Annotated in this window: 6 protein-coding genes and 3 pseudogenes; 4 read left to right on the plus strand and 5 right to left on the minus strand. The window is 43.0% G+C overall.

What is annotated here, in order from left to right; translation table 11 throughout:
• Positions 1-262: 262 nt before the first annotated feature.
• The 4 genes from F6K51_RS25110 to F6K51_RS25125 all read right to left on the minus strand — a co-directional run bounded on the left by F6K51_RS25110 (position 263) and on the right by F6K51_RS25125 (position 3,503).
• A complete protein-coding gene (locus tag F6K51_RS25110) occupies positions 263-841 on the minus strand; it encodes a hypothetical protein (RefSeq protein ID WP_293025335.1) in 579 nt (192 codons plus the stop codon).
• A 72-nt stretch (positions 842-913) separates the two neighbouring features.
• A complete protein-coding gene (locus tag F6K51_RS25115) occupies positions 914-1,063 on the minus strand; it encodes a hypothetical protein (RefSeq protein WP_293025336.1) in 150 nt (49 codons plus the stop codon).
• 107 nt (positions 1,064-1,170) lie between these two features.
• Positions 1,171-2,442, minus strand: a complete 1,272-nt coding sequence (gene ftsZ, locus F6K51_RS25120) for a cell division protein FtsZ (protein WP_293025337.1) — start codon at positions 2,440-2,442, stop codon at positions 1,171-1,173.
• A gap of 218 nt (positions 2,443-2,660) precedes the next feature.
• The gene (locus F6K51_RS25125; RefSeq protein ID WP_293025338.1) at positions 2,661-3,503 is read right to left on the minus strand and encodes an FtsQ-type POTRA domain-containing protein; all 843 of its coding nucleotides are present in this window, start codon (positions 3,501-3,503) and stop codon (positions 2,661-2,663) included.
• Positions 3,504-3,936: 433 nt separating this feature from the next.
• Between F6K51_RS25125 and F6K51_RS25130 the strand changes: the two genes are divergently transcribed.
• Positions 3,937-5,256, plus strand: a complete 1,320-nt coding sequence (locus F6K51_RS25130) for a P-loop NTPase fold protein (RefSeq protein ID WP_293025339.1) — start codon at positions 3,937-3,939, stop codon at positions 5,254-5,256.
• Between the two features lie 1,008 nt (positions 5,257-6,264).
• Here F6K51_RS25130 and F6K51_RS25135 read toward each other — a convergent pair.
• Positions 6,265-7,027 (minus strand): annotated as a pseudogene (locus tag F6K51_RS25135) (IS1 family transposase).
• Positions 7,028-7,826: 799 nt separating this feature from the next.
• Between F6K51_RS25135 and F6K51_RS25140 the strand changes: the two are divergent.
• The 3 genes and pseudogenes from F6K51_RS25140 to F6K51_RS25150 all read left to right on the plus strand — a co-directional run.
• A pseudogene (locus F6K51_RS25140) lies at positions 7,827-8,107 on the plus strand (hypothetical protein); the annotation flags it as partial.
• Positions 8,108-8,126: 19 nt separating this feature from the next.
• Positions 8,127-8,270, plus strand: a pseudogene (locus F6K51_RS25145) (IS982 family transposase); the annotation flags it as partial.
• Positions 8,271-9,124: 854 nt separating this feature from the next.
• The coding region (locus F6K51_RS25150) for a hypothetical protein (protein ID WP_293025340.1) at positions 9,125-12,846 on the plus strand (3,722 nt) is incomplete at its 3' end.

Below are 12,846 nucleotides of genomic sequence, written 5' to 3' on the forward strand. Positions count from 1 at the left end.
TGACTGTGGATTTGATCTAAGTAAACAGATCTGTGATCAGCCAATGTTCTGGGCACAATTGACCCTGGCAAACCTTATAGACCTGGCCATTAACTGCTACAAACCGATTTCCCTTGACAGTAATGATGGTAATTTTCCAATTAATGGTGCAATGCGGAGGCGAAAATAGCGGTAAATACAGCCGAGGTTTAGTACAACAATAGATTGGCGGATGAATCTCAAAGAACCCGCCATTAATCGATTAATCAAGCAGCAAAATGGTTCAACGATTACTATCTAGTATCGGTTTCACCACCAAAAAGCCAGCACCAAATGCGCTCAAGACAATTCCCAAGATAGCTATAACCAACACCCAGCCATTGACATATGAGACTGCCTCTGGCTGCGAACTTCGCAGGGAGCGATTGTTTTCTTGTTCAATCACTAAAGTTTCTCGATAGGAAGAGGTAGGGGTTTGAGGTTTCCTCTGAGGTGGGGAAAATTCACCCCCTGGGATAGTTGTAGAGGTGCGCTGGGGTGGAATTGGTGGAGCTTGACGGGGTTCCGGCGGCTTTACTGGCTGAGGTCGATGGACTTCAGCTGGACTCACTGGTTCTAAGGAATTGATCACCTGCTGTAGATGCAGAGCTGAATTAATAACTTTTTTAACTTCCTGTCGCAGCTGCTGGTGTTGTTTAACTAAATGCTGATTTTGAGAATGGAGAGAGTCCAACATCGCCTGTGTTGCTTGCAACTCAGCTGCTAGTTCCCGGTAGACAGAAATTGGTACTGATGGACAGTATGTATTCGATTTGTTTGCCGATGTTGAACTAGGGTAACGATCGCTACTGGATTTGGGCATAGGGGGGTTGGTTCGGTGATTAGAAGTCATAAGTATAGCTAAACTTCATCCAAGGCAAGAATAGTTGAAATTTTAATCTGTGGGCAGCCCTTGTTGGCTAAAAGCTAGGGAGATAGTCAAAAAAAACTCCCGCTCCATAGTCTGGCTGACTATTGATAGTGATAACCGAAAAAAGTTTCCCATGGGTTCAGGCTCAGGAGCAATCTCTAGGGAAGTTTTCACGCCTATTAGTAAAATCAGCAATTACCAAGGGGACCGACAATAGTCTTGCCTTGGCTATAGGTTGCTTTGCTTTACTTCCATGCCATTTGGTTTCCGTCAGTTTTTTTCTACTCCTTTGGTCCTCTAGGAAAACGACGCCGTTGCAGGAATTCTGGAATATCTAATCCTGGTCTACTCTTAGGCTCAACCTTGGGAGTAGGGGGCATCGGTGTAGGAGCAATCGGTCGCCGATTCAGGGGAGTTTCCACAGATTTAGGTGCAGACTGGGCTTCTCCGGTAAATCCAGTAGCAATCACAGTAATTCTAATTTCACCCTGGAGCTTATCATCAATTACTGCTCCAAAGATGATATTGGCATTGGGATCAACCACTTCATAAACAGTTTCTGCTGCTGAATTCACTTCATGGAGGGTCAGATCACTGCCACCAGTAATATTTAAAACTACCCCTCTAGCCCCTTCAATAGAAGACTCCAGCAGAGGAGAAGAAATGGCGGCTACTGCTGCCTCTCTGGCTCGGGATTTTCCAGAACCCATCCCGATGCCCATCAGAGCCGAACCAGCATCTGCCATCACCGCTCGCACATCGGCAAAATCCACATTCACCAAGCCAGGAATAGTAATAATATCAGAGATCCCTTGTACCCCCTGACGTAGGATATCATCAGCTACTTTAAATGCTTCTTGAACAGGAGTCTGTTCTGAAATCACTGACAAGAGTTTATTATTGGGAATAACAATTAGGGTATCGACTCGACTCCCCAGAGCGGCAATTCCTTCCTCGGCTTGGGAAGTACGGCGGCGTCCTTCAAAGGTAAATGGACGAGTGACCACTCCCACAGTTAAAGCACCCATCTCTTTAGCGACTTCTGCTACAATCGGGGCAGCTCCTGTGCCAGTACCACCCCCCATCCCAGCAGTAATGAAAACCAAGTCAGTGTCTTCGAGAGCCTGGGCAATTTCCTCCCGGGATTCTTCTGCGGCTTTTTGACCAATGGCTGGGTTCCCTCCTGCTCCCAACCCTCGGGTCAACTTCTGCCCCATTTGTAAGCGTTGGGGGGCTGATGATTGGGCTAGTGCTTGAGCATCTGTGTTAATTGACCAGAACTCTACTCCACTGACATCACTGGCAATCATGCGGTTAACTGCGTTACCACCACCCCCGCCAACACCAATGACCTTGATTTTTGCAACGCTACCTGGCACGATATTGTCACTCCTAGTTTCTTCCCTGGGTATGCGATTAGAATCATAAGTTTGACCGAATTGTAATACAGAGTTACTAAAAGGATGTGTATTGTCGGATCCTAATGACAGATCTGCTTCTGCGATGATTTTAGAACTTTGAGCAGCAAGCCCTAGTTTACTATTAAGCGTCATTGCAACAGGTGAGGGTAAGTGTTTATCTTTATCTTTATAAGTTATATGTAGCAGTCTGAGTTAACTATAGAGTAAGTTGATTGAAAAACCAAAGACCCTGGCAACGGCTGGCTCTATACCCGATAACTGACCTGAAACAAAACAATGGTTCTGGAAATATCACCTCGGCTTAGCCGTCAGAGTAGGGCTAATCACCTGTCTGACCTTCTTCGTTATCCTTATTTAACTCCCGATTGCACACTGTCATGGTCTGTCATCATTTGAATAGATGGTAAGTCTGGGTTTTGGAGGTCAATGTAAGCTATTTTGCTCTTTTGTGTGCGCTTCGGCAATTCTCGCATCTGATCTAGAACTCTCAGTTGCGTGGGGAAGCGTTCAGTGTAAGGACCTAAATGTACATTTCCTAACTCGGTCTTCAGAATTAAGTTGGCTGGATTTCGCCAATCGATCTCGAAAACTTTTACAGCCGACTGACTCACAGCTTGATAAACATCGAACCAGTAAGGGCGATAAACGGAATTTTGACCAATCACTTTCAACTTCGGCAACTGCAGGTTGGCCGAGAGTGGTTCGTAACTGCTCTTGGGGCTCCAGATCCCGTGCTCATCGACTAAACCCAAGGTTGGGGTAGAGTTTTTAGTTTTTCTGGTTTGGAGCTTACTCTGCTCAGCAATAGCCACTGGTTGACGCTCTCTAACTTGTATTGTCAATCCTGGTGGTATTAGTTGACGGCTAACTAGAGCCGAAGCAATAGGAGCTTCAGACTCCAGAAACTTGGCAAGGACTTGGGGTTGTACTTGCAGTAAAGACTGGGGATAGGATAAAGGCAACAGGGAGCGTATCGCTTCAGCAGAAAGCCAATAATTCCCTTGAATCTCGATTTGTTCTGGGTGACGAATCATCCAATCTGGTAAAGTTATTGCCCAGAGTAAACTTCCAGCGATACCGCCCACCAAAAGTGTACGCCAAATCCTTTGATAAAATTGAATCCGGCGTGTCCGTCGCAGTTGTTTGCGTCGATTAGACAATTGTGATTGAGAGACTGATGCGATGTTGGTCATCTACTACCGATCAATCGACAGAGTACATTTATGACTTGAAGTAAGCCTGACAATTGGCGCGTGGGCGTTTGCGCTGCGGCGCGATCGCTTCACGCCAATCTACCCAAAAATCTGGGTAACGACAAGGTTTGAACTTTGCAATTCCTCAGTGAGCACCAAATACTTTTTTTAATTTAACCACTACTAGGTTCCCACGTTTTATACTTAACAGGTTCCATCAGCCTGATGGAAAAAGGCATTGGTGCCTAATCAGTCCTATATAGTTAACTCATTCCACGTACCTTGGTCGTGGGATGAGCCAGTGATTAGTGATTAGTCTTTTACAAAAGACTAATCACTGGCCACGCTTCCTATATCACCCTGTTGAAGGAGTGGGCTTTCTAACCGCCTTCTGTAAACCACAACCATCACCACAACGGTGGGAGGTTAATTTATGGAACTGCATCTACCAAGATTTTTCAAAGCGTGTAACCCAGCTAAAACCTTAGATATGGGTAATCCAGAAGACCATCCATACTATATCGATTTTTCCGCTGTCAGGGGAGGAAAGATTATCGAAGCTTTAGGACGAACCATTACCCGTCTGTCACCAGATGAACCTACCTGTCAATTGTTTACTGGTCATATTGGCTGTGGTAAGTCTACTGAGTTGTTAAGACTTAAAGCTGAATTGGAGAAGCAGCAATTTCATGTTGTTTATTTTGAGTCCTCTCAAGACCTAGACATGGTGGATGTTGATGTCAGTGACATTTTACTGAGCATCGCTAGGTCAGTCTGTGAAAGCCTAGAAGCGATCAGCATACAGCTCAGACCCAGTTACTTTAGTAAATTATTTAATGAAATCAAAGACTTTTTGCAAACTCCTATCGAGTTTTCAACAGAAGCCGAATTTTCCGTAGGCATTGCCAAGATTACAGCCAGAAGTAAAGACAGTCCTCAGCAACGCCAACTGCTACGACAGCACCTAGAACCCCGCACCCAAAGCATTTTGAATGCGATCAACGAAGAAATTTTACAATCAGCGATTCAGCAGCTGAAGTTACTTGGCAAAAGGGGTTTGGTGGTGATTATTGATAATCTTGACCGAGTTGATAATCGCTCCATGGTTTCAGGTCGCTCCCAGCCAGAGTATCTGTTTATCGACCGTGGTACTCAGTTAAGGCGTTTGAACTGCCATGTGGTTTACACTCTACCCTTGTCCTTAATGTTCTCCAACGAGTACGAAACTCTCAAAAATCGAGTCGGTGGTGGTGTGGCTCCCAAAATTTTGCCCATGGTGCCCATACAGTTACGGGATGGTAGTGACTATCCAGAAGGTATGGCACTGCTGCGACAGCTATTGCTAGCCCGAGCTTTTCCAATGGTTGATCCTCAACAGCGGCTAAACCTGATTCCACTAGTATTTGATAGCCCAGAAACCCTCGACCGGATGTGTCGCATTAGTGGGGGTCATGTCCGTAACTTGTTAGGGTTGCTCTATAACTGTTTGCAACATGAAGACCCACCCTTTTCCAGGAGTTGTTTAGAGAGTGTGATTAAGGGATACCGAGATGACTTGACTCTGGCTGTTGAAGAGGAAGAGTGGAAGTTGCTATCTCAAGTCGTGCAACAGCAGTCCGTCAAGGGGGAACAAGAATATCAAACCCTGTTGCGCAGTATGTTTGTCTATGAATACCAAGATGAACAAGGGCGCTGGTTTGGGATCAACCCAGCCTTAGCAGAAACAGAAAAGTTTCGGACTCTAGTTCTGTGACTGACGGGGTGACAAGCAGCATTCGGTGCCTTACTGGGTATGGGGTGACCGGGTGTGGGGTGTCGGGAAACATCAGGAGCTTTAAACCTTGGTAGCGATGCAGTCGGCCAAAGGGGAGTTTGAAGTTCCCATATAACAGGGGTTAGAAGTTGACCAAGAGAAGGGTAGCCTTTATGGTTAGTCGGCTTAGGGTAAAAGGGTTTTTTCTCTTGTAAGAAGGCTACCCTTCTCTTGGATTCGGCGGAGGCCAAAATGGGTGCTCGGTTATGAATAAAAGGGTTTTTTCTTTTGTAATAAGGCCTCAGATGAAACCTTGGTTAGAAGTTGACCAAGAGAAGGGTAGCCTTTATGGTTAGTCGGCTTAGGGTAAAAGCAGGGTAATCGCAGATATTTGGTATAAATTGTACTTGACAAAACCGACATTTGCCCAGTAATAATTCGGACTAGACAATTTCTCCAGAATCAAGGAAACTGCATAGATATTAAATCAGTCTGTTCACATTCTCAACGGCCGTGATGTCATTTGGTTTTGGTGCTCCAACCCCATCCCCCCTTTCAAAGACAATGAAACAGCTCAAACATAGCGTGATTAATCAGTTTGAGCCATTGGATGACCCAAGATTCAAACGGGAACCGAAGCATAAACTTGTAGATATTGTGCTGGGGGGGCGACGAAATAAGTTAAAACGCAGACTCTATAAGCGACCTAGCCCTTAGACCTCGTTGATAATACTTTCGTGTCTTGATGCAGTCGCTCATGGTTTGAATTTACCGTAAGATAGTGGAGCCTTATTAAAAAATATTTAACCCTTTTCTGCATAACCTGCTAACTATAAAGGCTCCACTATCTAAGGTTTTGTCTCCGGGGAAACCCCCAAGACCGCGCTGCATCGCTTATTAGGATGCGCGTTTCATTAACTCGGTTACTAATTCTAGACAAACATCCTTAAAATTTACCCAATTTTGGCCATATAAACCGGTAGTGGTACACAAGTAGTGATGGCCTAATCAACCGGATAAACATTTATTATAGTGATGAACAAAATTCCAAATAGCTCCTAGATGATTTTCTAATTTTTTTGAAAATGAAAAAGTTTTCCTAACCAGACGACTAATCCTTTGTCTTAAGGTATTATTTAGTCTTTCAATATGATTAGTTTTACCGGTTTTTTTTTCTACAGGTTTGTGACGTTTTTTAGGTATAACTTTTTGATAAGCTTCCCAAAAATCTGTATAACACACAGCACATTGTCGAACCACTGGAGGAAAAGACTTCCATAATTTATTTGCCGATTCGCGAGTGCGATCTCCAATATAAACTCCAACTATTTCTCTAGTTTCTTGTTCGCGTAGCGTGGCCAACGGCCATCAATGGCCAACCAAATCCATTGCTGATTATCTTTTTTATTAACAAAAGACCACATTTCATCACATTCTATGGAAATTTTACCTTTTGGTTTTTATGAAACCTTTATTTTTTGGGGAGTTTCGGCATATTTTTTATTAACATACTTCTCTGTTGCCATGTTTTTGAAACTCCAACTGATCGAGCAATACCAGCCAAAGATATTTTCTCAAGTAATAAGTGATATATTAGTTTTTTTTTCGACAATGGTATTGGCTTTTTTGTGGGATTTTCAAAAAACTGTCTTTTACAGTTTTTACAGAGATATTTTTGTTTTTTATGATGAGTGCTTCCATTTTTTACTGTTTGCTCACAATTGCAGTAAGGGCAATTGGGTCGGGTGATTAAATTTGAGACTGTATTCATGGTTAAGATAGTGTATTTTTCCCTTGAGAAGTTTTTTTTGACTAATAAAAATTTAGCAGTTTTGTAAGTTTTATTTAATCAGGATTTATTATAACTTAGATAAGTTTTTCTAATTAATTAGAGTGAAATTGGTAGATTTTTACTTAATAAATATCTTATTTAAGGGGAATACAATGTTGTATCATACCAAATCCGCTTTACCAAGGCTATATTCAAAAAAACACAAAGTCCTTGCCCAGAGCAGATTTGGGTATTTTTTGTAATCAGCCTATAATAACCGGATTTGGTATCACTACTTATTTATCACTACCATACTTTTAAGTTATATGAAATAAGGCGACCCTCTCTAAGGTTTCGTCTCCAAAAAATGGAGTCAGTGTAATGGATAGAGGATTGGCGAGTTTGCTGAGAATCGAAACCCTAAAGACCAAACATAATCGTTATTTTGTCTTAAGAATTAAAAACAATGTCAAGCTATAAATGTTTTAGGTGCCCTTGACCCATCTAATTATTAAATTCGCCACGGGTCGCCCCTTCAGGCAGAATCTAATCGGAACAGAAAAAGAGTAAGTACAAGGGAGAGTTGTCAACTTTTGTGACCTCGAAACTCAGACGGAATTTAGACTAGTGACTAACCTACCAGAAGCATAAGAATAAGGTATAAGTAATGAAGAAGTTGGGAATTTTTATCGTTTATTTGAACCGTAAGAGAGGGTCGCCTTTAATGTCGGCAGGTTATGGGTAAAAGGTTTAAGTTATATGAATAAGGCGACCCTCTCTAAGGTTTCGTCTCCTTGGCTGGTAAATAGAGTTGTTCTGGAAGTTTTTGAAGATGCATCTAAAACTGGACAGATTAATAACAAAGAATGTCAAGGGAATTGAGTACCAAATTTATACCTGTCTCATAGCTTATGTCTTATTACAATTAGTGGTTATCCCGATTTCGGCAATAAAATTTTAGATAAACTCCGATATTTACCAGCTTTTATGTGTGAAAATAATATTGGTTTGATCAGATGGTATTTTCGTGAATTTATCTGGTGTGTTATAGGTATAGTGTGTCTAATTTTATGTAAATAATTAGGTAGATTAAACATTTCTGATTGAAACCATTAATTACCAACTCAAAAATATTTATCAAATCGAACATTATCGTCATCGCTCACCGGTTAATTTTTGTGTCAATGTTCTGTGCGGATTGATTGCATATTGTCATCAACCCAAGAAACCGAGCCTTAATCTGGACTGGCTTTTACCTCAATCTGCCCGGGTCCGAACTGAGGTTACCTTAGCTGTTAATCACCCTTTTCTTTTTGAGGGAGAACTTTCTCTCAAAGCTTGGTATGAAATTAGTTTAGCCTTCAGGTTCACCCCCTGAGGTAAGGTACATCCCCTCATGTATAACCTACCACCTACCACCTACTAATTGCTTTCAAGGGACAAATTTTGTCCCTAATTGATTTGAAAACCGATGGGTGCATCTCATATTTGTAAAAAAGATGTGAAGTGTGGGAAGTGTGGGAAGTGTGGGGCGGGGGCGCGGGGAGTGTGGGGCGGGGGCGCGGGGAGTGTGGGAAGTGTGGGAATTTTCGCGGGAATTTTTGCCTAATTGCAAAACTGAGATGCACCCAAACCGATCTAGTCAGGACTTCCCCAGTAACTCTACCTGTAGGGGAGTAAGCCCTGTGCGCCTACAGGTAGAGTTTGGTGCCCAGTTTTGCGGAAGTCCTGATAGTTCAACTGTTTTACATGTTTTCGTCTAGGAACTTATAGTTCCACCCCACTATAAAAAATCAAAAATTCCGGGAAATCACTGATATCCACGCTATGGACTTCAGGCTCAATAAGTGAATTTATCATTGTTATTCAGGATTTTCATTAAATATATTTATTAAATAAGTAGTAGTAATTACTGAATTCTTTATCAAGGTACTTATGATAGACGTTTTTCTTGAGTAATGCCTGATTATGCTTGTTGTTTTTTATCAGTAAAAACCCATACTTACCGATAAGTTCTGATAGTAATCTTACTATCTAGAGGGAAAATCACCCTAGTAATAGGTAATTTCTACCAGTAGGGGTCAAAAGGTTAGTGACATGAAGCAGCAAAATCCCCCAGAAACACTAGCCCCATACAGTGCTCGCTCTCTATTAACCCTATCCCGGGCAATAATGTTCTCCCAAGGAGAATTTGCACTGATTTTGGTGCGATGCAACTACGAGTTATTTAGGAAGCAAATATGGGAGTACGTCCGAGAAATCACAGAGCTCACCTATGGTGAGCTAGTTCTTAACAAGTCTAGTCAAACTCTATTTAGTAATATCTTTAGCACCCAACAGTATGGGACAACATCTGCCCTAATGGTATCGGGTCTAGAGTCAGTTGATGCCATCAACCAGGTACTACTTTCGGCTAACCAGGTGCGAGATGAATTGCCCAAATGCTTAACCTGTCCTTTAGTGGTATGGGTAACTGACCAGGGACTTCAAAAGTTGATCAGGCTTGCTCCTTATTTTAAAAATTGGGCTACTACCTCGATTCGGTTTGAACTTACCATTGACCAATTACTCGCTTTATGTTACAGAACGGCAGATGAAATCTTTGGCAATATTTTCGCTAGAGACTTGGGAGAGTTTTTGCCCAACAAGGTGCTTTCTTTGGCTCCCGATTGCCCCCGACGCCAAGAATTTGAGTCGGCATTACAGGATTTGCAATCTCATGATATCAGCGTAGATTCTGTCCTACTAGCTACCAAGCATTTTATTCTAGGGCGAGATGCCTTTGAAAATGACCAGATTAATCTGGCCTTGGAGCATTATCAGCAGAGTCTAAATTGTTGGCAGCAGGATATAGGAGAATGGGGCGGCTGCTTGGGCAGTGAGGCTCCCCATTCAGAGCAACACTATTATAAAAACCTTAAACCGGTAAAAGTATGTACAACTATCCAAGGTAAAGCTTCTAGGAAGAGAAAAGAGGGCACAAGGGACACAGCTACATGTTTTGATCAACCTCTCGGACAAACTAAACACTCAATACCCCCCTTATGTGATCCCCCCCTCACCCCTTCAGGTTTAGAACGGCTTGGTTTAGTGTTCCATCACATCGGCTTGTGCTATTGCCGTCAAGCCCAGTTGCAAGGCTCCATCGGTTGCCATCAGTGGGAGCAAGCCCAGAAAAACTTCTGTACTGCCATTGACCTGTTTACTAAAACAGGACGCTTGGACTTGGTGGCTCAGTTGACCATAAAATTGGGAGAAGTCCTACAACACCTGGAACATTGGACAGAATTAGAAGCTTTAGCGCTAGCGTTTCTGGCACAACCTCACACTCAAGATAATCCAGTTCAGCTCTCTCGAGCCTATGGCTTTTTGGCAACAGTTGCCTATGAGCAATCGAATTGGAACCATGCTATAGACTTAGCCCTCACAGCTGTGCGCACTCTGGAGACATCTCAGCCAACTCTCAACGCTAAAAACCTTTGCCACCGAGGTTCCTATCTGCTGCTAGCTGCTAGATCTGTGCGTCAGCTGGGCAAGCCAAAATCTGCCATTAATTATCTTGAACAAGCTATAAACCTCAAAACTATCGAGCCCAACCCTCTACAGCAGCAGCCTCAACTGTTCATGGAGCTGTTGGAGGAATTGCGATCGCTCTATTTCGAGCAAAAAGCATACCAACGAGGGTTTGAACTTAAGCAACAAAAACGCTTGATAGAACAACAGTTTAGGTTTTCTACCTTTGCTGGTATGGCTCCCTTACAGAGTGTCGGGCCAAGTCGAGAAACTGACGCAACGATTACCAAGAAAGGTTTTTGTCCATCAGCCCTAGAAATCGCAGCAGCTGGACGTCAAACCGATGTCAACGGCCTGCTCGAACGCATTAGCCGCAATGACCACAAACTAACCGTGATTCACGGGACTTCCGGCGTTGGCAAGAGTTCCCTGATTAATGCTGGTTTAGTTCCTGCACTTAGCTCCAGAATTATTGGTGCTAGACAAACCTTGACGGTGGTGCAAACCGTTTACAGGAATTGGCTCGGTGAGCTGGAAAAACGTCTAGACCTTGAATTAGCAAGTACAGTAGTCTTCAAGTTTAAAGATGCCAACCTTTCACCTTCAACCGTTCAACCTACCGGAAGGGAACCCCTACGGCGAACAATCTACCCGAAGGGAACGCCTACGGCTAACAACTTACCCGACTCCAACGCCTGCGGTGAACAACCTTTAATCCTTAAACCAATTCTCGATAAGTTGTATCGGTGTTCCCAGCATAACTTATTAACCGTCCTGATTTTTGACCAGTTTGAAGAATTTTTTTTCCTTGCCACCGACTTAGAGCAACGACATCAGTTTTATAATTTTTTAGCCCAGGCTCTCAATCTCCCCTTTGTAAAAATAATCTTGTCTATGCGAGAAGATTATCTACATTACTTGTTAGAGTTTGAGCGCTTTAAGGATCTCAGTGTCATTAACAACAATATCCTAGATCAGAAGCTGCGTTATCACTTAGGTGATCTGTCCCCAGAGAATGCCAAAAACGTTATTCACTCCTTAACAGCAGTATCTCAGTTTAAGTTAGAACCTGCTCTAATCGAAGCACTGGTAAAGGATTTAGTCACCAATACCGGAGTGGTGCGCTTAATTGAGTTACAAGTCGTGGGTGCTCAGCTACAAGCGGAAAAAATTACTACCCTTGAAGGATACCGAGCTTTGGGAAATGACCCCAAGACAGTTCTAATCGAGCGATCGCTTTCCCAAATTATCTATGATTGTGGGCCAGAGAATGAAGATGCCGTCTGGGAGGTTTTATTTTCCTTAACCGATCAACGAGGTACCCGTCCGTTAAAAACCCAAGCTGAGTTAGCAGTCTCCAATGGTAACAACGCCAAACTAACTCAAATCCCCTTGATTTTGGAAATTTTGGTAGGTTCTGGTTTAGTCTTCCGAGTGCCAGAAACACCACAAAACCGATATCAGCTAATTCATGATTATCTAGTTCTACCGATTCGTCAAAAATATAAGCAACGTACCCAATCTAATATTAGAGTACGGCTAAAACAAAGTGAGAGTCAACTGTTGCGGGTTCGTAAACAACGACTGCGTGCCATTGCCATTAGCACAGTGATGGCACTTTTAGCAGTGACCAATGGTGGCTTGAGATGGCGAGCCGAAGCTCAACGAATCAATGCTATGCTTAGTGCGCTGAGTGCCTCTTCAGAAGCTCTTTTCGTGTCTAATAAAACCTTTGATGCTTTGCTCGAAGGGTTAAGAGCCGCAAAAAAACTACAGCAGGAAGAGCAGCAATATCTACCATCTCGAACAGTAGATGCAGATACCCGTCTACAAGTAATCACAGCTCTGTCCCAGGCAGTTTATTCAGTTTCCGAACACAATCGACTGGAAGGACATAGTGATATTGTTTCGAGCATCAGTTTTTCCCCAGATGGTCAGTTTATTGCCTCCACCAGCCGCGATAAAACGGTAAAACTGTGGCATCCTGATGGCAAGTTAATCCAAACCCTAGAAGGTCATCAAGATAGTGTAACCAGCGTATCGTTTAGTCCAGATAGTCAGTTAATTGCCTCTAGTAGCTGGGATGGCACAGTCAGACTATGGCGTCAAACTGGCCAGCTAGTCAGAACAATTACCACTAATGCTGGTCATATATACAGTGTCAGTTTTAGTCGAGATGGCCAGATGATGGCTGCGGCTGGCAAAGATAAGAAAATTCGATTATGGACCGTTGATGGCAAATTAATTAAAACCTTTTCCGGTCACCGGGGTGTAGTGCGGTCGGTAAGCTTTAGTGGAGATGGCAA

The sequence above is a fragment of the Moorena sp. SIO3I8 genome (assembly GCF_010692325.1).
In the GTDB taxonomy this organism is placed as follows: domain Bacteria; phylum Cyanobacteriota; class Cyanobacteriia; order Cyanobacteriales; family Coleofasciculaceae; genus Moorena.

Excerpts from the sequence above, each read along its gene's own strand:
- F6K51_RS25130 (WP_293025339.1), top strand. The coding sequence starts at position 3,937 with ATGGAACTGCATCTACCAAGATTTTTCAAAGCGTGTAACCCAGCTAAA.
- ftsZ (WP_293025337.1), bottom strand. The coding sequence starts at position 2,442 with ATGACGCTTAATAGTAAACTAGGGCTTGCTGCTCAAAGTTCTAAAATC.
- F6K51_RS25110 (WP_293025335.1), bottom strand. The coding sequence starts at position 841 with ATGCCCAAATCCAGTAGCGATCGTTACCCTAGTTCAACATCGGCAAAC.
- F6K51_RS25125 (WP_293025338.1), bottom strand. The coding sequence starts at position 3,503 with ATGACCAACATCGCATCAGTCTCTCAATCACAATTGTCTAATCGACGC.